Origin of the sequence: Corynebacterium sp. AOP36-E1-14 (genome assembly GCF_052377495.1) — a bacterium.
Lineage (GTDB): Bacteria > Actinomycetota > Actinomycetes > Mycobacteriales > Mycobacteriaceae > Corynebacterium.
On sequence record NZ_JBQSWV010000003.1, the window covers coordinates 1 to 20,955 of the forward strand.

Here is a 20,955-nt window from a genome sequence, read left to right on the forward strand (position 1 = left end):
ATCCAGGCAGGCGGTGATCTCGTCGTGGCGACCCTTGGGCACGGTGGATAGTTGGGCGTGGATCAGCCGGCGGATCAGGGCGAGGTGGTCGGCGGCGAGGATGCCGGTGGTCACCACGGCGCAGAAGAGTTCGAGGTTGCGTGCGGCGAGTTCGCCTGCGTGAGCGAAGCGGGTCGCGTCGTTGCGGGAGCGTCCGCGTAGGGCCAGTGCTGAGCCGAGGCGTTCGCTGGCCGGTAGTTGACGCAGGTGGATGATCAGGCCCATTTCGACGATGTTGATGTGGCGCTGCAGGGCATCGATGTCGACAGTGGCTGGCTCGTCGGTGGTGGTCATGTCCCTGGTTTCCCCCTTCTTCCGTTTGTTGGACGAAGTGTATACCAGGGTCCGGACATGAAACGCGCACGTGTTCGAACAGGGTGCATAAAAGAAGGCCCACCAAGCACGATACCTGGTGGGCCCAACCGGAGGAATCCGCTAGCGCGGGTCCGCGGCGGCGTCGACGTGCAGCACGGTCCGGCGCGAACCGGACACCCCGGCCGCCGGCCACTGGGCGGGATCCTCACCGGAGACGACCTCGCCGGCCGCCTCCCGCTTGGCCTCGCCGGTGACCAGCAGCCACACCTCGGAGGCGGTGGCGATGGCCTCACGGGTCAACGACACCCGCTCCGACGGCGGCTTCGGGCACTCACGCACCGCCACCACGGAGGTGCCCGCGGCGGGGGAGAGCTCGGCGGTGTGGGGGAACAGGGAGTTCACGTGCCCCTCCGGCCCCATGCCGAGCAGGTGCAGGTCGAAACCGTCCGGAGCGAAGGCGGCCACGGCCTCACCGTAGGCCTCCGCCGCAGCGTCCAACCCGGACCCGTCGACCGGCTCGTCGTCGCGGGGAACGCCCACGCGGTGGACGTTGGCCTCCGGGACGTCGACGTGGCAGAGCAGTTCGGCGTGCGCCAGGTCGTCGTTGCGCGCCGTGGCACCGGTGGTGCCGGTCGGCACGAAACGCTCGTCGCCGAAGAAGACGTGCACCTTCGCCCAGTCGATCGCGGTGACGGGGAAGGAGTCGGCGGACGCACGGGCGGCGTGGTCGAGGGCGGCGAGCTGGCGCAGCACCGCACCGCCGGCGCCACCGCCGGTCAGCACGATCCTGGCGAAACCGTCCTCGCTCACCCCACCGTCGCGCTGGACGCCGGCGACGAGATCCACGATGTCGCGGGCCACGCCGGCGGCCAGGGCGTCGCCGTCCTGCCAGCCGACGACCTCGAGGTTCCTGCCGCCGCTCACCGGGTGCTCTCCTGCGCGGAGAAGGGGATCGAGGCGGTCATGCCGTCACGCGGGGTCCGCACACGCGGCAGCCCGTGCAGGGCCTGGCCGAAGGCACGGTCGGGCTCCAGGTGACGCAGTTCCTCGGCGAGGCAGTCGCCGACCTGACGCCGCGCCAGGTTCACCAGGGTGTCCGTGCCCACGCCGGTGCTCACCCGCACCGAGCGGTGGTTGACGACGGCGAGCTCCACCGACCCGTTGGAGCAGGTGATCACCGTGCGCTGAATCGGGGACATCGGCTTGCCCTCGTCGTCGAGGGGGACCGCCGGCGAGCCGTCGGCGCACCGGGTCACCGGCACGTTGAGACGGTCGGCCAGCCACCCGGCGGCGATGTCCACCGCCGGGTCGTCCGCCGGTCCGGAGACCTCCGCGGACAGGAAGGTGTCGCCGACCCGCTGATCCAGCGCACTGGACAGCAGCCCGCGCCACGGGGTGATACGGCTCCACACCAGGTCGGAGTCACCGAGGGAGTAGCCGATGCGTCGGCGGAAGATCGCCTCGGCACCGCGTCCCGCCGCCGCGTCGGCGAAGCTGTCGGTGATCCGTCGGGTCGCCAGTGCGCCGAGGGAGTCGGCCGCCGGGTTGCGCGGAGAGGTGAACGGCCACCAGACGACCACCGGGGTGTCCGGCAGCAGCAGGGGCATCACCGCGTGGTCGGCGTGGTCGGCCAGTTCCCCGTGCAGGCGCATCAGGATCATCTCCGAGGCGCCCGCGGTACCGCCCAGGTGGATCGCCGCGTCCATGCTGACCTCGTCGGTCGAGCGGTCGTGCACGACGAAGATCACCCGGGCCGGGTGCTCACGTGAGGCGTCCACGGTGGCGTTGACCACCGTGTCCAGGTCCTCCTCGGAGCGCACCGACACGATCAGCGTGAGCACGCGGCCGGTGGCGATCTCGCCCCGGTCCTCACGCAGCTGGTGCAGCCGGTCGGTCAACTCGTGTGTGGTGGTGGTTCCCAGGTCGACGACCGCGGCGTGGTCGCCGGCGTCGGTGAACGTCTTCCATGGCATCAGGGACGCCTCCAATTCCTGCCGTGTCGGGACAGCATCCGGTCGGCCCCCGAAGGGCCCCAGGTGCCCGGGTCGTAGTCTTCGGGGCGTCCGGCGTCGGCCCAGTAGTTGAGCACCGGGTCCAGGATCCGCCAGGACTCCTCGACCTCCTCGTTGGTGGGGAAGAGGCTCGCCTCGTCCAGCAGGGCGTCGAGGATCAGCCGCTCGTAGGCCTCCGGCGACTGCTCGGTGAACGCCTCCGAGTAGGAGAAGTCCATGTTCACGTCGCGCACGTCCATCGCCGAGCCCGGCACCTTCGAGCCAAAGCGCAGCAGCACACCTTCGTCGGGCTGCACGCGGATCACGAGCACGTTGGACTGCTGTGCCTCGGTCTGCTCCGGGCTGAACGACTGGTGCGGGGCGTCCTTGAACACCAGGGCGATCTCGGTCACCCGACGGCCCAGACGCTTGCCGGTACGCAGGTAGAACGGCACACCGGCCCACCGCCGAGAGTTGATCTCGAAGGTCGCCGCCGCATAGGTCTCCGTCGTCGAGGACGGGTCGAAACCCTCCTCGTCGCGCAGTCCGGGGACGTGCTCGGAACCCTGCCACCCGGAGGTGTACTGGCCACGCGCGGTCGTCTGCGCGAAGGGCCCCACCGGGCGGGTGGCCTTGAGCACCTTGAGCTTCTCGGCCTTGAGCTCGTCGGGGGAGAAGGTCACCGGCTCGTCCATCGCCACCAGGGCCAGCAGCTGGAGCAGGTGGTTCTGCATCACGTCGCGGGCGGCACCGATGCCGTCGTAGTAGCCGGCACGCCCGCCCAGGCCGATGTCCTCGGCCATGGTGACCTGCACGTGATCGATGTAGCCGGAGCTGAACAGCGGCTCGAACATCTGGTTGGCGAAACGCAGCACCAGGATGTTCTGGACGGTCTCCTTGCCGAGGTAGTGGTCGATGCGGAACACCGAGGACTCCGGGAAGACGGAGTTCACGATCCGGTTGAGCTCGGTCGCGGACTCCTCGTCGTGGCCGAAGGGCTTTTCGATGACCACGCGCTTCCACCCGTCGGTCGAGTCGGCGAGACCCGAACGCTCCAGCTGGTTGCACACCTCGGAGAAGTACTGCGGCGGGACGGAGAGGTAGTAGGCCCAGTTTCCGCCGGTGCCACGCTCCTCGTCCATCTTCTTCGTCATCGCGGCGAGGTCGTCGAAGGCGGAGTCGGTGACGAAGTCGCCCTTGACGAACTGGATGCCTGCGGCGAGCTGCTCCCACACGGCCTGACGCCAGGGGGTACGCACCCGCTCGCGGACGGCGTCGAGCACCTCGGCCTCGAACTCCTCCTTCGTCCAGTCACGACGCCCGTAACCGATCAGGCTGAAGCCGGCCGGCAGCAGGCCCCGGTTGGCGAGGTCGTACACGGCGGGCAGGAGCTTACGGCGGGCCAGGTCGCCGGTGACCCCGAAGATCACCAGGCCGCTGGGCCCGGCGATCCGCGGGACGCGCCGGTCGGCGGCGTCGCGCAGCGGATTCTCCCACTGTGGTGACTCGGAGCTCACAGACGCTCCCCGATGGTGTCGAGAAGCTCCTGCCAGGAGCTGACGAACTTGTCGACGCCCTCGTGCTCCAGGACGAGGAAGACGTCCTTGAGGTCCACGCCGAGGTCCTCGAGGGCGGCGAAGATCTCGCGGGAGTCCTCGCCGGTGCCGCTGAGCGTGTCACCGGAGACCGTGGCGTGGTCCAGGGTGGCGTTGAGGGTGTCCTCCGGCATGGTGTTCACCGTGTCCGGTCCGACGAGGCCGGAGACGTACAGGGTGTCGGGGTAGTCGGGGTTCTTCACGCCGGTGGACGCCCACAGCGGACGCTGCGGGTGCGCGCCGGCGGCCTCGAGCTGCTGCCAGCGCGAGTCCTGGCGCAGCTCGGACTCGAAGGCCTCGTAGGCCAGGCGGGCGTTGGCGAGACCGGCCTTGCCGCGCACGGCCAGGGCCGCGGCGGTGCCGATCTCGTCGAGGCGACGGTCGATCTCGGTGTCCACGCGGGAGACGAAGAAGCTGGCCACCGAGTGGATCTTCGAGATGTCCTGGCCGTTGGCCTGGGCCTGGGCGATTCCCTCGACGAAGGCGGCGATGACCTGGCGGTAGCGCTCCACGCTGAAGATCAGGGTCACGTTCACGCTGATGCCGTCGGCGAGCACCTCGGTGATCGCCGGCAGGCACGCCTCGGTGGCGGGGATCTTGATCATCACGTTCTCGCGTGCGACGTCCATGTACAGCTGGCGTGCCTGCGCCACCGTGCCCTCGCGGTCGTCGGCGAGACCCGGGTCGACCTCGATGGAGACCCGGCCGTCGACGCCGTCGGAGGACTCGTAGACCTCGGAGAAGACGTCGCAGGCGTTGCGGACGTCCTGCACGGCCATGGAGAACACGGCGGCGGAGACGTCCGAGCCGGCGGCCTTGAGCTCGGCGACCTGGGCGTCGTAGGCGGTGCCGACGGACATGGCCTTGGCGAAGATCGCCGGGTTGGTGGTGACCCCGACGATGCCGGAGTCGGCGATGAGCTCGGCGAGGTTACCGGTGTCGAGACGGTCGCGGGACAGGTCGTCCAGCCACACGGAGGTTCCGGCGGCGGCGAGTTCGGTGACGTGGTTCACGGGTGATCAACCAACTTTCTACGAAATGGGTGCGTGGTTCTCTGGGGGTGTTAGAGGATGTCGCGGGCGGCGGTGGCGACCGCCTCAGCGGTGATGCCGAACTCGCGGTAGAGGGTCTTGTAGTCGGCGGAGGCGCCGAAGTGCTCCAGCGAGACGTTGCGTCCGGCGAAACCGGTGTAGCCCTTCCACGGCATCGCGATGCCCGCCTCGACGGACACGCGCGCCGTGACCCCGGACGGCAGGACGGACTCGCGGTACTCGGCGTCCTGCTGCTCGAACCACTCCATGCAGGGCACGGAGACGACGCGGGTGCCGATGCCCTCGGACTCCAGCGCGGCGGCCGCCTCGACGGCCAGCTGCACCTCGGAGCCCGAGCCCATCAGGATCACCTGCGGGGTCTCGGTGGACGACTCGACGAGCACGTAGGCACCGCGGGCGACACCCTCGGCGGCCTTCTCCTTCGAGCCCTCCAGCACCGGCACACCCTGACGGGTGAGGATCAGTGCCTTCGGAGCGGCCGGGGCCTTGAGTGCTGCGGACCACGCCTGGGCGGTCTCGTTGGCGTCCGCGGGACGGATCACCGAGAGGTTCGGGATGGCGCGCAGCGCGGCGAGGTGCTCGACGGGCTGGTGGGTCGGGCCGTCCTCGCCGAGGCCGATGGAGTCGTGCGTCCACACGTGGTAGACGTCGCTGCTCATCAGCGCGCCGAGGCGCACCGCGCCACGGGCGTAGTCGGAGAACTGCAGGAACGTCGCGCCGTAGGGACGCGTCGCGCCGTGCAGGGCGATGCCGTTGAGGATCGCGGCCATGCCGTGCTCGCGGATGCCGAAGTGCAGGTTACGGCCGTAGGGGGTCGCCGACCAGGCGTCGGTAGAGATGGACTCCGGGCCCACGCTCTTGTCGCCCTTGATGATGGTGTTGGTGGAGCCGGCGAGGTCGGCGGAGCCGCCCCACAGCTCCGGCAGCGTGGCGCCGAGGGCCTGCAGCGCGGCCTCGGAGGCCTTGCGGGTGGCCAGGTTGTCGCCGTCGTCCCAGGTGGGAAGCTCGGCGTCGAAACCCTCCGGGAGCTCGCGGGCGGCGATGCGCGCGTGCAGCGCGGCGGCCTCCGGGTTGCTCTGCGCCCAGGCGTCGAAGCCGTCCTGCCAGGAGGTGTGCGCCTCGCGGCCACGCTCCACGAGACCGCGGGCGTGCGCCAGGACCTCGTCCTCCACCGGGAAGTCGACGTCGGTGGGGAAGCCGAGGGCCTTCTTCACCCCGGCGATCTCCTCGCCGCCGAGGGCGGCGCCGTGGGCGGCACCGGTGTTCATCTTCGTCGGCGCCGGGTAGCCGATCACCGAACGCACGCGCACGAACGTCGGACGCACCGTGTCGGCCTTGGCCTCCTCGACGGCGACGAGGATGCCCGTCACGTCCTCCGCGTTGACCTCCAGGGTCTGCCAGCCGTAGGCCTCGTAGCGGGCCACGACGTCCTCGCCGAAGGCGATGTCGGTGTTGTCCTCGATGGAGATGCTGTTGTCGTCCCAGAAGACCACCAGGTTGCCCAGCTGCTGGGTGCCGGCGAAGGACGACGCCTCGGACGTCACGCCCTCCTGCAGGTCACCGTCGGAGGCGATGACGTAGATGTGGTGGTCGAACGGGGAGGTCCCCTCCGCCGCGGACGGGTCGAACAGACCGCGCTCACGGCGCGACGCCACGGCCATGCCCACGGCGGACGCCAGGCCCTGGCCGAGCGGGCCGGTGGTGATCTCCACACCGTCGGTGTGGCCGACCTCCGGGTGTCCCGGGGTCTTCGAGCCCCAGGTGCGCAGCGCCTTGAGGTCGTCGAGCTCCAGGCCGAAACCGCCGAGGTACAGCTGGATGTACTGCGTCAGCGAGCTGTGGCCGGCCGACAGGACGAAGCGGTCGCGCCCGGCCCAGTTGTGGTCGGACGGATCGTGGCGCAGGACGCGCTGGTACAGCGTGTACGCCAGGGGGGCGAGGGACATCGCGGTGCCCGGGTGGCCGGATCCGCAGTTCTCCACGGCGTCGGCCGCGAGGACGCGGACCGTGTCCACCGCACGGGTGTCCAACTCCGACCAGTCGTCCGGGTACTTCCGGACCGTACGGGCTTCGAGGTCCTTGGGGAGTGTCACGCTGGGTAGCCTTCCTGTCGTCGGGGGACATAAAGAGGACACGGGCGCGGTGACCACAGCTGGTCGCAGGACGCGGCCCGTGTAACCCCGACCAGTGTAGTGGGCGGAGGTCGACCGTGTCACTGGCGGATCACCGGCAGGCCCGGAGGCGACAGCGGTTTTCGGTCCCACCACCGGCTCGGGTAACCTGTCCGTTTGGCAGATCCGTGTGTCCCGACAACCAGGAACACACGGTGACGATGGCGTTTATGGAGGCGGACTGACCGGTGGACAAGATCAAGGCGTATATCTCGCTGACGAAACCCCGGGTCATCGAGCTGCTGCTTGTCGCCGCCATCCCGTCCATGCTCCAGGCGCAGCGCGGTGAGGTGAACCTCGGCCTGATCCTGCTGACACTGGTCGGCGGGTGGATGGGCGCCGCCGCGGCGAACACCTTCAACATGGTCGCCGACTACGACATCGACCAGAAGATGCGTCGCACGCACCGTAGGCCGCTGGCCAAGCACACGGTGAACAAGACCGAGGCCCGCATCTTCGCCTGGGCGCTGACCGTAGGCAGTGTGCTGTGGCTCGGCCTGCTGTGCCACTCGTGGCTGGCCGCCGGATTCATCCTGCTGACCATCTGGTTCTACATCTTCGTGTACACCAAGTGGCTCAAGCGTCGGACCTGGCAGAACGTGATCTGGGGCGGGGCGGCCGGCTGTATGCCGGTGATGGTCGGCTGGGCCACCGTGACCGAGGCCAACGGCGGTTCCTTCAACGCCGGCTGGGCGTCCTGGGGCCAGGCGCTGCTGCTGTTCCTGATCATCTTCTTCTGGACGCCGCCGCACACCTGGGCGCTGGGCATGCGCTACCGCGAGGACTACGAGGCCGCCGGCGTGCCGATGATGCCCGTCGTCAAGCCCCCGCTCGAGGTCACCCGCCAGATCCTCTGGTACACGTGGGCGACGGTGATCACATCGCTGCTGCTCGTCCCGGCGACCGGCTGGGTCTACGCCGTGGTGGCGCTGCTCAGCGGTGCGTGGTTCATCCTGCGCGCCCACGGGCTGCACAACGGGGTGAAGAAGGGCGTGAAGGTCAAGCCGATGAACCTCTTCTTCCTGTCGAACAACTATCTCTCGGTGCTCTTCGTGGGTCTGTCGGTGGACGCCGTCCTCGGCCTGGAGACCGTCAGCGAGATGCTCGGCCGCTAAGGGCCCCAACTCCAGCGTCCAACCCCACAGATCGGTCAGAGACCACCCTGTGGGGTTGTTCTCTGCCCGGCGCAATCACTGCATTCCGGTCCGGTCACTGGCAGTGACCGGACCGGAATGCAGTGATTGCGCCGTGGTGTGGGCACGAGCTACGTCGGGCTACTCGGAATCAGCGGACGCAGACCGGCCGTGGAGTACCGGTCACGGACACACATCTTGACCATCGACCGGGAGGGGACGGGGAGGGACACGAGAGAGGGCTGGAGGGCCCCGGCAACGAGCAACCCCCCCCCCCAGGTCGGTAGCACCGACCTGGGGGGATTGCCACGTGCCCGTGGGGAGTGTGGATGGGCGGGGACCACCGCCGGACGCTACGAGGCGTCCACTGTGTCCGCGGCGTCCTCGGTGTCGTAGTCGCGGTCCGCGGCGTCCTCGCCACGGCGGAAGCGCATCGCCCACAGCAGGCCCGTGGCGGCGGTCACGACCGCGGAGCCGAGGACGTGCGGCGGCACCGTCCAGCGCGGCACACCGAGGTTGTACTGCACCACGCCGACCACGCCCTGGATCACGATCCCCAGGATCAGCACCAGGGCGGCGGTCTTGATCCGACGGTCCACGTGCACGGCCAGCAGGCCGGCGAGCAGGCCGATGGTGATGCCCATGTACAGGTACATCGCGTGGGCGTGCATGTTGGCGATCTCGAACAGGGCGATCTGCAGTCGGTCGCCCTCCATGATCGCCTCGTCGCCGGCGTGCGGGCCGGAGCTGGTGGTCATCGTGCCGGTGACCAGTGTGATCGCCAGGCCGAGCGCCGAACCCCAGGTGGCCCACCGCAACGGCCGCGGCATGGTGGCGCGACGCGGGGCGTCGTCGTCCTCACCGATCTTGACGAGCATCACCGCAGCGAAGAAGACCAGCACCATCGAGGGCAGGAAGTGGGCCATCACGATCCACCACGCCAGGTCCAGGTGCACGGTGATGCCGCCGATGACCGCCTGGGCGATGATGCCGATGCCCTGCAGGAAGGCGATGTGCAGGATCGAGTTGCGACGGGCCGCCCGCAGGACCGTCAGGAAGGCCACCAGGGCGGCGACGATGAGAACGAAGGTCAGCATCCGGTTGCCGAACTCGATGGCCTGGTGGATCGCCGGGGTCGTCCCGGACTCCGGCACCAGCGAGCCGGGGTGGCACTGCGGCCAGGTGGGGCAGCCCAGACCCGAGCCGGTGACGCGCACCAGCGAACCGGTGAAGGTGATGCCGCCCTGGCAGACCATGAGGATGATCGCGTACAGGCGCTGGCGTTTCACCGTGGGCACCGGCGACCACGCGCACAGGGCGAGGATCGCGGCGTAGAAGCGCAGGAAGCCCCGGTTCACCGGGTTGGAGGTGTGTTGCACACGGTCGCGCATCGCCACCAGTGTGGTGTCCCTCACCCGGGGCACGACCCCGGGGTCCGTGCTGGTTGTCGGGCTGCCGTCCTGGGGTTTCTGCGAGACCTTCACGGTGTGCCAGTCTATCGCTACAGGGCGCGACGGCCGTAATCTGAACGGCTCAGTCGTCGGCTCAGTCGTCGTCCATGGTGAAGGAGAAGAACCGCACGGCCAGTGCGCCGCCCACCACACCCCAGGCGGCAAGGACGAGCAGGGCGGGCAGGTTCATCGTGCCGGCGGAGGCGTCCACCAGCCCGTCGGTCAGCGCCACGGACGGCAGGACGCGCAGTCCGGCGTGCACCGGGCCGGGCAGGTCGGTGTCCATCGCCGCGACGACGGCGGCCCCCATGAGCACGAACCAGATCGTGTTGCCGAGTGCGAGCACCAGTTCGGAGCTCAGCGTCCCGCCGAGCAGCAGTCCCAGGGCGGTGAAGGTGGCCACGCCCACGAGGATGAACAGGGCCGCGGGCAGGGCGCCGGCCGCGCTCGGCGACCAGCCCAGCAGCAGCGCCACGGCGGTGAGGACGACGAGCTGCACGAGCACCGCGGCGCCCACGGCCATGATCTTGCCCGCGATCAGGACGCGGCGCGGAACGCCGCACGCGCCGATGCGTTTCAGCGCCCCGTAGCGTCGGTCGAAGGCCACGGCGATGGCCTGTCCGGTGAACCCGGCGCTCATCAGCGCGATGCCCACGGTCATCGGGTACACGTTCTGCACCGCGTCGTCCAGCGGGACCACGGGGATCAGGCTCAGGGCCACGAGCAGGCCCAGCGGGATCACCAGCGACAGCAGCTGCTGTTCGCCGTGGCGCAGGAAGAGCAGCGTCTCGATGCGGGCCTGGGCCAGCAGCATCCGCCCGGTCGGCGCCTGGTGCGGGTCGGGCGTGAACTGGCCGGGGGCGAAACGCCCGGAGGTCTGACGGGACCGGATCATGCGCGGATCTCCCTTCCGGTGATGTCGAGGAACACGCTCTCCAGGCTGCGCTGGTCGACCTCCAGGGAGGTCACGAGCACGTCCTGGCGGGCTGCCTCGGCGGTGATCTCGGCGACGAGCGCGGGGGTCACCGTCGCGGACACGGAGATCCGCGCGGGCCGGGTCACCGAGACGGTGGCGCCGGACGGTGCGAGCCGTTCGGCCAGGGCCGCCACGTCCAGCTCGCGGTCGGTGCACACGGTGACGCGCGGGTCGGAGGTGCTGGTGAGCTCGCTGATCGTGCCCTGGGCCACCGCCTTGCCGTGGTCGATGATGACCACGTGGTCGGCGAGCGCCTCGGCCTCGTCCATGAGGTGGGTGGTGAGCACCACCGACACCCCGTCGCCGCGCAGCGCGGTGATCAGGTCCCACACCGCCAGGCGCGACTGGGCGTCCAGCCCCGCGGTCGGTTCGTCGAGGAAGACCAGCTCGGGACGTCCCACCAGGGCCAGCGCCAGCGAGAGGCGCTGCTGCTGGCCGCCGGACAGGCGGCGGTAGCTGGACTTCTCGTGGCCGGTCAGGCCCACGGTCTCGAGCAGCCAGGCCGGGTCGAGGGGGTCGGCGGAGTAGGACGCCGCGAGGTCGAGCATCTCGCCGACGCGGATGCCCGGGTACGCCCCGCCGCCCTGCAGCATCACGCCGATGCGTCCGCGCAGCCGGTCGGTGTCGCGCGAGGGGTCGGTGCCGAGCACCTCGACGGTGCCCTCGTCGGGGGCCAGGAAGCCCTCGCACATCTCCACCGTCGTCGTCTTGCCCGCCCCGTTGGGGCCCAGCAGGGCAAGGACCTCGGCCTGCCCGACGGTGAGGTCCAGGCCGTCCACCGCGGTGACGTCCCCGTACCTCTTGACGACCCCGCGTAAACGGAGTGCAGCCCGGCTGCCCGCGTCCTTCCCTGCGCTAACCACGGTGCCAGAGTCTATCCGTTGCGCTGACGGCGTTGGTAAAGCAGCCAGCCCACCACGATGAACACCACCGAGAACAGCGCCGACATCAGGTACATCACCGCCACCGTCGCCGGCGGCAGGTTCAGCCCGCGCGGCAGGATGAAGTAGCTCAGGATCGCCGAGTAGGCCACCACGGCCACCCGGAACGTGCCGCGGTTGGCCCACGCCGCCAGCGGCATCACCGCCCACAGCACGTACCAGGGGTGCACCACGGGGAAGAAGACGACGAGGAAGAAGGTCGCCACGCCCAGCCCGCCGACGGGGTGCACGCGTCCGCGGAAGGACGCCCACAGCATGCGCACCACCCAGAACCCGCCGATCATCAACCCGATCAGCCGGGCGGTGGACAGGGCGGCGTCGGTGTGGTCGCCCAGCCCCAGCCACATGCCGCTGTTCGCGGTGAGCAGGCCGATGTCGGTGGTCACCGACATCCAGCTGATCACCTCGGTCGCCCCGCCCTGCACGGTGATCCAGCCGAAGCCGAGCCCGGAGGCCAGCGACACGGCGACGACCACCACGCCCGTGCCGACGGCGTAGATCGCCGCGGCGGCGAAGAGGTCGCGGAAGCGTCCCCCGAGGTAGCGGGCCAGTGCCACGCCGACGAAGCCGAGGGCGAGGAAGGCGGTGACCTTGACCATGCCCGCCGCACTGATCAGCACGATGCCGGACGCACCCCACAGCCACCGGCGCACGGCCGGCACCGGGCCGGCGTCCACCGCGCGCAGGCCGCACTCCACGCCGGCGAGCAGCATGCCCATCATCACCGACTCGTTGTGCACCCCGGCGACCAGGTGCAGGTAGACCAGCGGGTTGAGGATGCCCAGCCACAACGCCGCCTGCGGGTGCACACCGCAGCGGCGCGCCAGACGCACCACCGCCCACGCCGCCACGAACACGCCGACCACGGAGATCAGCCGGTGGGCGATCACCCCGAGGGCGATGACGTCGCCGGTGAGCTTCGAGATCACCGCCGCCATTCCCACGGCGACCGGGCCGTAGGGGGCGGGGGAGTGCGACCACTCGAAGGGCACGGAGCGGGCCAGGTCGTTGTCCACGCCGAGCAGGTCCACCGGCCCGGCGGAGTAGGGGTCCATCCCCTGGGCTGCGATGGATCCCTGGGCCAGGTAGGAGTAGATGTCCTGGGTGAACATCGGTGCGGTGGCCAGCAACGGCAGCACCCACAGCACGCCGATGCGCACCAGCGACGCCGTCGGCAGCAACGGCACGTCGGCGTCCCGCCGTGGCACGCAGTAGCGCCAGAGCAGCAGCCACCCCACGATCAGCAGACTGATGCCCACGAAGACCGCAACGGTGGTGGTGTGCAGCATGCGGGAGAGGAATCCGCTGATCGGCAACGACCACAGGGTGTTGCCGACCACGGGCAGCGCCCCGGCACCCACGCCGCCGACGGCGATCAATACCGAGCCGATGATGCCGGTGAACACGCCGAGCCGCAGGCGCAGCAGTTCACCGCCGGTGAAACGGCGGACGGGGGCCGCCGGGCTGGTGGTGTGCAGGGTGGCACTGCGCGAGCCGGCGGTGCCGATGTTCGGCAGCAGGCCGAACATCCGGGTCAGGCCACGTCCCCCCGCCTGCCGCCGCTCCGGGGACTCCTGTGCCGGGTCGTCGGTCACAGGGCTCTCGGAGGGGGGTGGCTGAGTCACACCGGCATTCTACGGGTCGGGCCGCGTGGACCGTGGCAGACACCCTGCCGTTGCGAAAATAGGACTGTCGGTAGAGCAGAGAAACAACAGGTCAGCCTGCCCTTATTAGACAACGGGAATGATTTACGCGACACTCGTGTTGTCTAATCATGACCCGCTGCCACAACTGTCGTCGAGGAGGGAACAGCTCATGAGCGAACGGGACACCCGTCGTGAAGTTCTGGCGCAGATCCTCCGGAACGGTCCGGTCAGCGCCACCGACATCAGCGACGCGCTCGGACTGAGCGCCGCCGGTGTGCGACGGCACCTGGACAACATCGTCTCGGACGGTCTCGCGGAGACCGTGGAGGCCCCGCGGTCGGCCAACGGCCGCACGCGCGGCCGCCCGGCCAGGCAGTACCGCCTGACCGACGCGGGACGCGGACGTTTCGGCCATGATTACGACACACTCGCGCTCCTGGCCCTGCGGGCCCTCCGGGAGACCGGAGGGGACGACGCGGTCGCGGCGTTCGCCGACCAGCGCATGCAGGAACTGTTCGGGTCGGTGGAGGACGACGAGTCCGGGGACGCCCCCGGGGCCGTGGTGGACCGCGCCGGACGCATCGCCGAGGCGTTGACGGACCGCGGTTACGCCGCGACGGTCAACGAGGCCGCGACCGGCGTGCAGATCTGCCGCCACCACTGTCCGGTCCAGGACGTCGCCCACGAGTTCCCCGAACTCTGCGCGGCGGAGCACCGGGTGGTCACCGAACTCCTCGGCCACCACACCCAACCACTGGCGACCATCGCCGACGGCAACGGAATATGCACGACCCACATCCCGCTGACCACAATCCACCCTTCATCCACGAAGGAGAGCTGACATGACTCAAGCTGCACAACTACCTGACAACAAGCCCCAGAATGCGCCCCAGAACGCACCGCAGACCGATGACGAGATCATCGACTCGATCGGTGCCTACGGCTACGGCTGGCACGACTCGGACGCCGCGGGTGCCGCGGCCGAGCGTGGCCTGTCCGAGGCCGTGGTGAGGGACATCTCCGCCAAGAAGAACGAGCCCGAGTGGATGCTCGAACGTCGTCTCAAGGCGCTGAGCACCTTCGACCGCAAGCCGATGCCGACCTGGGGTGCCGACCTCGGCGGGATCGACTTCGACAACATCAAGTACTTCGTGCGTTCCACGGAGAAGCAGGCCCAGACCTGGGAGGACCTGCCGGACGACATCAAGGAGACCTACGACAAGCTGGGTATCCCCGAGGCGGAGAAGCAGCGTCTGGTCGCCGGTGTGGCCGCGCAGTACGAGTCGGAGGTCGTCTACCACCAGATCCGAGAGGACCTGGAGAGCCAGGGCGTGATCTTCCTGGACACCGACTCCGCCCTCAAGGAGTACCCGGAGCTGTTCAAGGAGCACTTCGGCACCGTCATCCCCGCCGGTGACAACAAGTTCTCCGCCCTGAACACCGCCGTGTGGTCCGGTGGCTCGTTCATCTACGTGCCCAAGGGCGTGCACGTCGACATCCCGCTGCAGGCCTACTTCCGGATCAACACCGAGAACATGGGCCAGTTCGAGCGCACGCTGATCATCGTCGACGAGGACGCCTACGTCCACTACGTCGAGGGTTGCACCGCGCCGATCTACAAGTCGGACTCCCTGCACTCCGCGGTCGTGGAGATCGTGGTGAAGAAGGGCGGTCGTTGCCGCTACACGACCATCCAGAACTGGTCGAACAACGTCTACAACCTGGTCACCAAGCGCACCCGTGCCGAGGAGGGCGCCACCATGGAGTGGGTCGACGGCAACATCGGCTCCAAGGTGACCATGAAGTACCCCGCGGTGTGGATGACCGGTCCGCACGCCAAGGGTGAGGTGCTCTCCGTGGCCTTCGCCGGCGAGAACCAGGTGCAGGACACGGGCGCGAAGATGGTGCACATGGCGCCGTACACCTCCAGCAACATCGTCTCGAAGTCGGTGGCGCGTTCCGGTGGCCGTGCCGCCTACCGCGGTCTGGTGCAGATCAACAAGGAGGCGCACCACTCCAAGGCGAACGTGGAGTGCGACGCCCTGCTGGTCGACTCGATCTCGCGGTCGGACACATACCCCTACAACGACATCCGCAACGACCACGTGACCCTCGGCCACGAGGCGACGGTCTCCCAGGTGTCCGAGGACCAGCTGTTCTACCTCATGAGCCGCGGGCTCGAGGAGGACGAGGCGATGGCGATGATCGTGCGCGGCTTCGTCGAGCCGATCGCCAAGGAACTCCCGATGGAGTACGCCCTGGAGCTCAACCGACTGATCGAACTGCAGATGGAAGGATCCGTGGGTTAACCGATGACCACACCTGTCACCACCCCTGAAGACAACGCCGTCACCCCGGCGAACAGCATGCCGACGAAGGGCGACCGCTACCAGTCGGCCGACCCGGCGTCGTTCCCCGTGCCGCACGGCAAGGACGAGGACTGGCGGTTCACGCCGCTGCGTCGTCTGCGTGGCCTGGAGGACACCTCGGCGGGCAAGGCCGCACCGGCGGCCCGCACGAAGATCTCCGTGGACACCGGCGACCAGGACGGCGTGAGCTACTCCGAGCTCGCCATGGACGACGAGCGCACCGGACGCGCCGGCCTGCCGGTCGACCGTCCCGCGGCGGAGGCCTGGGTCAACAGCCCGGTCGCCGACCACGTGCTGGTCGCCAAGGACACCGTCCTGGCCGAGCCGGTCACCGTGACCGTCACCGGTTCCGGTGACGAGGTGACCACCTACGGCACCACCGTCATCGAGCTGGAGCCCCACGCCGAGGCGATCGTGGTGCTGCGGTACCAGGGCGAGGGTGCGCACTCCGACAACCTGGAGTTCGTCGTCGGCGACGGCGCCCGCCTGACCACCGTGGTGTGGGAGGACTGGGGCCGCACCGCGGTGCACCTGTCCAACTCGCACATCCTCGTCGGACGCGACGCGACGGTGCGCCACACCGTGGCGACCTTCGGCGGCGACGTCGTCCGCTCCGTGCCGCACGTGCGGTTCACCGGCCCCGGCGGCGACGCCGAGCTGCTGGGCGTGTCCTTCGCCGACGCCGGCCAGTACTTCGAGCAGCGCCTGCTGGTCGACCACAGCGAGCCGAACTGCCGCTCCAACGTGCTCTACAAGTCCGCGCTGCAGGGCGAGACCGGGCGCCACGGGTCCGAGGCCCGCACCGTGTGGATCGGTGACGTGCTGATCCGTCCGGAGGCGACCGGCACGGACACCTACGAGACGAACAAGAACCTGGTGCTCACCGAGGGTGCGCGTGCCGACGCGGTGCCGAACCTGGAGATCCAGACGGGCGAGATCGTCGGTGCCGGCCACGCCGCCACCGTCGGACGCTTCGACGACGAGCACATGTTCTACCTGATGTCGCGCGGCATCCCGGACGACGAGGCCCGCCGTCTGATCATCCGCGGCTTCTTCACCGACGTCATCCGTCGCGTCCCCGTCGACGGCGTCCGCGAGAACCTCGAGGACGTCGTCGAGCAGGAACTCGCCAACACGGTCCTCTGATCCACCCCACACCCCGGTAAGGAACTAGAAAGAACAATGAGCACTCTCGAGATCAAGAACCTGCACGCACAGGTCGTCCCCCAGGACGAGAACGAGGATCCCAAGCCGATCCTCCACGGTGTGAACCTCACCGTGAACTCCGGCGAGACCCACGCCATCATGGGCCCGAACGGCTCCGGCAAGTCCACGCTGTCCTACGCCATCGCCGGTCACCCGCGTTACGAGATCACCGAGGGCGAGGTGCTGCTCGACGGGGAGAACCTGCTGGACATGGACGTCTCCGAGCGCGCCCGCGCCGGCCTGTTCCTCGCCATGCAGTACCCGGTCGAGGTCCCCGGTGTGTCGATGGCCAACTTCCTGCGCTCCTCGGCCACCGCTGTGCGCGGCGAGGCCCCGAAGCTGCGCCAGTGGGTCAAGGAGGCGCGCACCGCCATGGACGAGCTGGAGATCGACCCGGCGTTCTCCGAGCGTTCGGTCAACGAGGGTTTCTCCGGCGGCGAGAAGAAGCGCCACGAGATCCTGCAGCTCTCCCTGCTCAAGCCGAAGTTCGCCATCCTCGACGAGACCGACTCCGGCCTCGACGTGGACGCGCTGCGCACCGTCTCCGAGGGCATCAACCGGTACAAGGAGCATGAGGACGGTGGCCTGATCATGATCACCCACTACCAGCGCATCCTGAACTACGTGAAGCCCGACTTCGTGCACGTCTTCGCCAAGGGACGCGTCGTGGAGTCCGGCGGCCCCGAGCTCGCCCAGGAGCTCGAGGAGCACGGCTACGAGCGATTCACCGCAAAGGCCTGATATCGAATGACCCCACTGGACACCGCCGCCATCAGGGCGGACTTCCCGATCCTGTCGCGCACGGTGCGGGACGGTCGTCCACTCGTGTACCTGGACTCCGGTGCGACTGCGCAGCGGCCGCTGCAGGTCCTCGACGCCGAGCGGACCTTCCTCACCGAGCACAACGCACCGGTGCACCGTGGCGCCTACGAGATCGCCGAGGAGGCGACGGACTCCTACGAGTCCGCGCGCGACGCCGTGGCGTCCTTCGTCGGTGCCGCAGGCCACGAGATCGCGTTCACCAAGAACGCCACCGAGGCGCTCAACGAGGTCGCCTACGTCCTGGGCGACCCGCGTGCCGGTGACCTGTGCGTGGGCGCGGACGACGAGATCGTGATCTCCGAGCTCGAGCACCACGCGAACCTGGTGCCGTGGCAGGAGCTCGCCCAGCGCACGGGCGCCACGTTGCGCTGGTACACCGCGACCGCCGACGGGCGCATCGACCTCGACAGCCTCGAGCTCTCGGAGCGCACGAAGGTCGTCGCCCTGTCCCACCAGTCGAACGTGACCGGTGCGCAGCTCGACGTCGACGAGGTCGTGCGGCGTGCCCGCGCCGTCGGCGCACTGGTGGTGCTGGACGCCTGCCAGTCGGTGCCGCACATGCCGGTGGACTTCCACGCGTTGGACGTGGACTTCGCCGCGTTCTCCGGGCACAAGATGCTCGGACCCAACGGTGTGGGCGTGCTCTACGGCAAGGCGGAGCTGCTGGAGGCGCTGCCGCCCTTCCTCACCGGCGGCTCGATGATCGAGATCGTCACGATGGAGAAGACCACCTTCGCCGAGGTCCCGCAGCGTTTCGAGGCCGGAACCCAGATGACCTCCCAGGTCGTGGGCCTGGGTGCGGCGGTGCGGTACCTGGAGCAGGTGGGCATGGACAACGTCGCCGCCCACGAGCACGCGATCACCGGCTACGCGCTGGAGCGTCTGTCCTCGGTGGAGGGTCTGCGGATCGTGGGCCCGGCGGAGAACGTGGACCGTGGTTCGGCGGTGAGTTTCGTCGTCGACGGGATCCACCCGCACGACCTGGGCCAGGTGCTCGACGACAACGGCGTGTGCATCCGGGTCGGCCACCACTGCGCGTGGCCGGCGCACCGCGCGCTCGGCGTGCAGGCCACCGCGCGGGCGAGCTTCTACCTGTACAACACCACCGGGGAGGTCGACGCCCTGGTCGACGCCATCGGTACCGCCCAGCGGTTCTTCGGCACGCTCGAGGACCGGGGCAGTGAAGAGAACGTGGACGAGAACGTGAGGCAGCCGCAGTGAAACTGGAGCAGATGTACCAGGAGGTCATCCTGGACCACTACAAGCACCCGCAGCACGCGGGGCTGCGCGCCCCCTTCAACGCCGAGGTCCACCACGTGAACACCTCGTGCGGCGACGAGGTGACCCTTCGGGTCACCCTGTCGGAGGACCTGGGCACCGTCGCCGACATCTCCTACGACGCGACCGGCTGCTCGATCAGCCAGGCGGCGACCTCGGTGATGGCCGAGGAGCTCACCGGGCTGAGCGTGCCGGACGCGATGGCGAAGCTGGCGGAGTTCGAGCACATGGTCACCTCGCGTGGCACGGTCGAGGGCGACGAGGACGTGATCGGCGACGGCGTGGCCTTCGCCGGGGTGTCCAAGTACCCCGCCCGTGTGAAATGTGCACTGCTCGGCTGGAAGGCCTTCGAGGCCGCCACGAGCGAGTCAACCAACAAGCAGTACGAGTAGTAAGGACGCACCATGAGTGACGACACCACCACCGAACCCACCTCCCCGCAGATGGACCCGAACCCGCTGGACGCCGTCCCGGAGCCTCCGAAGGACATCCCGCAGGAGGACGTGATGCTCTCCGACCAGATCGAGGAGGCGATGCTCGACGTGATCGACCCCGAGCTGGGCATCAACGTCGTGGACCTCGGGCTGGTCTACCAGGTGTGGGTCGAGCACACCGACGTCGGCACCGAGGCGGTCATCAACATGACCCTGACCTCGCCGGCGTGTCCGCTGACCGACATGCTGGAGGACCAGGCGAACACCGCCGTGGTCGACGGGATCGAGAAGGTCTCCGCCCTGCGCATCAACTGGGTCTGGTCGCCGCCGTGGGGCCCGCACATGATCAACGCCGACGGCCGCGAGCAGCTGCGCTACCTCGGCTTCAGCGTCTAACTTCAGCGTCTGGCAACCCGCCGCAACGCGGCGGGGGTGTTGCGCAGGAACGGCAGGACGCGGCGGGGGTGGCGTGCCAGGGCGAGCATCGCCAGCGCGACGCGTCCCGCGTCCTGCCCGGCGAGGTAGGACGCCTGCCGGTGGGTGGGGAGCCCGAAGAAAGCGTCGAAGAAGCTGCGTAGCGTGGGGGCGTCGGCGAGCACGAGGAGTTCGGCGCCGAAGCCACGCAGCCGGTGGGCCCATGCGGCCGACAGGCGTTCCCGCCGGGGAAGTGCACCGTGGCTGAGCAGGTGCAGCATGCGGTCGGCAGTGGCCGCCGAGGCCGCCACGGAGTAGCCGGTGGCGGGGTGGGTCAGCCCACCGGACGCCCCGAACACGGCCACCCCGTCACGCACCCCGGAGTACCAGCCGCGGACACGCCGGTCGGTGGGGAAGTGCACGGTCTCCGTGAGCGTGTGGCCCCCCGGCAAGCCACCCAGGCGCTGCTCCAGGCGCCGTTGCAGCACCTCCAGCGTCTCCCGCGTCGCCGCCCTGGTCACCAGGACGGTCTCCTCGTACAGGGTGCCGCCGGCGACGGGCTGGACGTAGAGGAAGCTCGGCGGCCCGGCGTCCTGCGGCCCCGGGACGGCCGCCGGACGCCAGTCCATGAACACCGACGGGGCGTCCTGCAGCTCAGGGACCACCACCCCGTAGGCGACCTGGCGGATGGCCCCGGGACGGTCGACCACACCACGGCAGTCGACGACCACGTCGACGCCCAGCTCCCGGGGATCCGGAGCATCGACCTTGCGTCGGTGCAGGCGGATGCCGGGGTGGTGCAGGCGCCGCGTCGTGGCGCCGCAGTCGACGATGGCGTAGGTGCGCCCGTGCAGGCGACGGGAGTGGGCGGTGTGCACCTGCGGCTCCGGCACGACCGCCGAGAAGACCAGGGCCTCGCGGGCCCACGACGGCAGGTCCTCCAGGAACATTCCGTAGGTGTTGCGCCAGCGTGGCAGCGTCTCCCCGGCGTCCGGCCCCGTCCCGCACGCCGGGTCGTAGCCGTCGACGGTCCAGCCCAGACATGCCGCGCGGTGGGCGAGCAGGGCACCGGCAGGACCGAGGCCGACGACGGCGATGTGCACGGGGACTCCTGTACTGGAT

Annotated in this window: 18 protein-coding genes and 1 pseudogene; 8 read left to right on the plus strand and 11 right to left on the minus strand. The window is 69.3% G+C overall.

Annotated features, from left to right (window positions below; translation table 11 throughout):
• The 6 genes and pseudogenes from ACT3TD_RS02010 to tkt all read right to left on the minus strand — a co-directional run.
• Positions 1-333 (minus strand): annotated as a pseudogene (locus ACT3TD_RS02010) (HNH endonuclease signature motif containing protein); the annotation flags it as partial.
• Between the two features lie 141 nt (positions 334-474).
• Complete coding sequence (gene pgl / locus ACT3TD_RS02015; protein ID WP_301443287.1) at positions 475-1,278, minus strand: 6-phosphogluconolactonase; 804 nt, start codon at positions 1,276-1,278, stop codon at positions 475-477.
• Positions 1,275-2,327: a glucose-6-phosphate dehydrogenase assembly protein OpcA gene (locus ACT3TD_RS02020; protein ID WP_301443286.1), complete on the minus strand. Its 1,053-nt coding sequence runs from the start codon at positions 2,325-2,327 to the stop codon at positions 1,275-1,277. Before ACT3TD_RS02020 ends, pgl begins: the two co-directional genes overlap by 4 nt.
• Complete coding sequence (gene zwf, locus ACT3TD_RS02025; protein ID WP_301443285.1) at positions 2,327-3,862, minus strand: glucose-6-phosphate dehydrogenase; 1,536 nt, start codon at positions 3,860-3,862, stop codon at positions 2,327-2,329. The genes ACT3TD_RS02020 and zwf overlap by 1 nt, the downstream gene beginning before the upstream one ends.
• Positions 3,859-4,953, minus strand: a complete 1,095-nt coding sequence (gene tal / locus ACT3TD_RS02030) for a transaldolase (protein WP_301443284.1) — start codon at positions 4,951-4,953, stop codon at positions 3,859-3,861. The genes zwf and tal overlap by 4 nt, the downstream gene beginning before the upstream one ends.
• A 50-nt stretch (positions 4,954-5,003) precedes the next feature.
• Positions 5,004-7,085 carry a transketolase gene (gene tkt / locus ACT3TD_RS02035; RefSeq protein ID WP_301443283.1) on the minus strand — a complete coding sequence of 694 codons (2,082 nt, stop codon included), beginning with the start codon at positions 7,083-7,085 and terminating at the stop codon, positions 5,004-5,006.
• Positions 7,086-7,351: 266 nt separating this feature from the next.
• Here tkt and ACT3TD_RS02040 point away from each other — a divergent pair, with 266 nt between their 5' ends.
• Complete coding sequence (locus ACT3TD_RS02040; RefSeq protein ID WP_301443282.1) at positions 7,352-8,278, plus strand: heme o synthase; 927 nt, start codon at positions 7,352-7,354, stop codon at positions 8,276-8,278.
• 371 nt (positions 8,279-8,649) lie between these two features.
• Here the strand turns inward: ACT3TD_RS02040 and ACT3TD_RS02045 are convergent, their stop codons facing one another.
• From ACT3TD_RS02045 to mptB, 4 genes are all read right to left on the minus strand, one after another.
• Positions 8,650-9,687 carry a COX15/CtaA family protein gene (locus ACT3TD_RS02045; protein WP_301443554.1) on the minus strand — a complete coding sequence of 346 codons (1,038 nt, stop codon included), beginning with the start codon at positions 9,685-9,687 and terminating at the stop codon, positions 8,650-8,652.
• 154 nt (positions 9,688-9,841) lie between these two features.
• Complete coding sequence (locus ACT3TD_RS02050; protein ID WP_301443552.1) at positions 9,842-10,642, minus strand: ABC transporter permease; 801 nt, start codon at positions 10,640-10,642, stop codon at positions 9,842-9,844.
• Positions 10,639-11,586 (minus strand): ABC transporter ATP-binding protein, encoded by a 948-nt coding sequence (locus ACT3TD_RS02055; RefSeq protein ID WP_301443551.1) that lies wholly within the window; start codon positions 11,584-11,586, stop codon positions 10,639-10,641. The genes ACT3TD_RS02050 and ACT3TD_RS02055 overlap by 4 nt, the downstream gene beginning before the upstream one ends.
• 11 nt (positions 11,587-11,597) lie before the next feature.
• On the minus strand, positions 11,598-13,289 hold the full coding sequence (mptB, locus tag ACT3TD_RS02060; RefSeq protein WP_441579380.1) for a polyprenol phosphomannose-dependent alpha 1,6 mannosyltransferase MptB: 1,692 nt from the start codon (positions 13,287-13,289) through the stop codon (positions 11,598-11,600).
• Positions 13,290-13,479: 190 nt separating this feature from the next.
• Between mptB and ACT3TD_RS02065 the strand changes: the two genes are divergently transcribed.
• The 7 genes from ACT3TD_RS02065 to ACT3TD_RS02095 are packed head-to-tail and all read left to right on the plus strand — an operon-like array spanning position 13,480 to position 19,815.
• Entirely contained in the window at positions 13,480-14,151 is a 672-nt protein-coding gene (locus tag ACT3TD_RS02065; RefSeq protein ID WP_444614826.1) for a helix-turn-helix transcriptional regulator, read from the plus strand.
• A gap of 1 nt (position 14,152) precedes the next feature.
• Positions 14,153-15,619 carry a Fe-S cluster assembly protein SufB gene (gene sufB, locus ACT3TD_RS02070; protein WP_441579381.1) on the plus strand — a complete coding sequence of 489 codons (1,467 nt, stop codon included), beginning with the start codon at positions 14,153-14,155 and terminating at the stop codon, positions 15,617-15,619.
• Between the two features lie 3 nt (positions 15,620-15,622).
• The gene (gene sufD / locus ACT3TD_RS02075) at positions 15,623-16,825 is read left to right on the plus strand and encodes a Fe-S cluster assembly protein SufD (protein WP_301442675.1); all 1,203 of its coding nucleotides are present in this window, start codon (positions 15,623-15,625) and stop codon (positions 16,823-16,825) included.
• 36 nt (positions 16,826-16,861) lie between these two features.
• The gene (gene sufC / locus ACT3TD_RS02080; RefSeq protein ID WP_301442674.1) at positions 16,862-17,626 is read left to right on the plus strand and encodes a Fe-S cluster assembly ATPase SufC; all 765 of its coding nucleotides are present in this window, start codon (positions 16,862-16,864) and stop codon (positions 17,624-17,626) included.
• Between the two features lie 6 nt (positions 17,627-17,632).
• Positions 17,633-18,928, plus strand: a complete 1,296-nt coding sequence (locus ACT3TD_RS02085; protein WP_301442673.1) for a cysteine desulfurase — start codon at positions 17,633-17,635, stop codon at positions 18,926-18,928.
• A complete protein-coding gene (sufU, locus tag ACT3TD_RS02090) occupies positions 18,925-19,377 on the plus strand; it encodes a Fe-S cluster assembly sulfur transfer protein SufU (protein ID WP_301442672.1) in 453 nt (150 codons plus the stop codon). The genes ACT3TD_RS02085 and sufU overlap by 4 nt, the downstream gene beginning before the upstream one ends.
• 12 nt (positions 19,378-19,389) lie before the next feature.
• A complete protein-coding gene (locus ACT3TD_RS02095) occupies positions 19,390-19,815 on the plus strand; it encodes a metal-sulfur cluster assembly factor (protein WP_301442671.1) in 426 nt (141 codons plus the stop codon).
• Between the two features lie 2 nt (positions 19,816-19,817).
• Here ACT3TD_RS02095 and ACT3TD_RS02100 read toward each other — a convergent pair whose 3' ends face one another.
• The gene (locus ACT3TD_RS02100; RefSeq protein ID WP_301442670.1) at positions 19,818-20,936 is read right to left on the minus strand and encodes a lycopene cyclase family protein; all 1,119 of its coding nucleotides are present in this window, start codon (positions 20,934-20,936) and stop codon (positions 19,818-19,820) included.
• Positions 20,937-20,955 lie beyond the last annotated feature (19 nt).

What these genes read in the sequence shown, in the direction of transcription:
- ACT3TD_RS02020 (WP_301443286.1), bottom strand. Translation starts at nt 2,327, where the DNA reads ATGCCATGGAAGACGTTCACCGACGCCGGCGACCACGCCGCGGTCGTC.
- ACT3TD_RS02065 (WP_444614826.1), top strand. Translation starts at nt 13,480, where the DNA reads ATGAGCGAACGGGACACCCGTCGTGAAGTTCTGGCGCAGATCCTCCGG.
- sufB (WP_441579381.1), top strand. Translation starts at nt 14,153, where the DNA reads ATGACTCAAGCTGCACAACTACCTGACAACAAGCCCCAGAATGCGCCC.
- ACT3TD_RS02045 (WP_301443554.1), bottom strand. Translation starts at nt 9,687, where the DNA reads ATGCGCGACCGTGTGCAACACACCTCCAACCCGGTGAACCGGGGCTTC.
- sufD (WP_301442675.1), top strand. Translation starts at nt 15,623, where the DNA reads ATGACCACACCTGTCACCACCCCTGAAGACAACGCCGTCACCCCGGCG.
- ACT3TD_RS02085 (WP_301442673.1), top strand. Translation starts at nt 17,633, where the DNA reads ATGACCCCACTGGACACCGCCGCCATCAGGGCGGACTTCCCGATCCTG.
- ACT3TD_RS02050 (WP_301443552.1), bottom strand. Translation starts at nt 10,642, where the DNA reads ATGATCCGGTCCCGTCAGACCTCCGGGCGTTTCGCCCCCGGCCAGTTC.
- ACT3TD_RS02095 (WP_301442671.1), top strand. Translation starts at nt 19,390, where the DNA reads ATGAGTGACGACACCACCACCGAACCCACCTCCCCGCAGATGGACCCG.
- sufC (WP_301442674.1), top strand. Translation starts at nt 16,862, where the DNA reads ATGAGCACTCTCGAGATCAAGAACCTGCACGCACAGGTCGTCCCCCAG.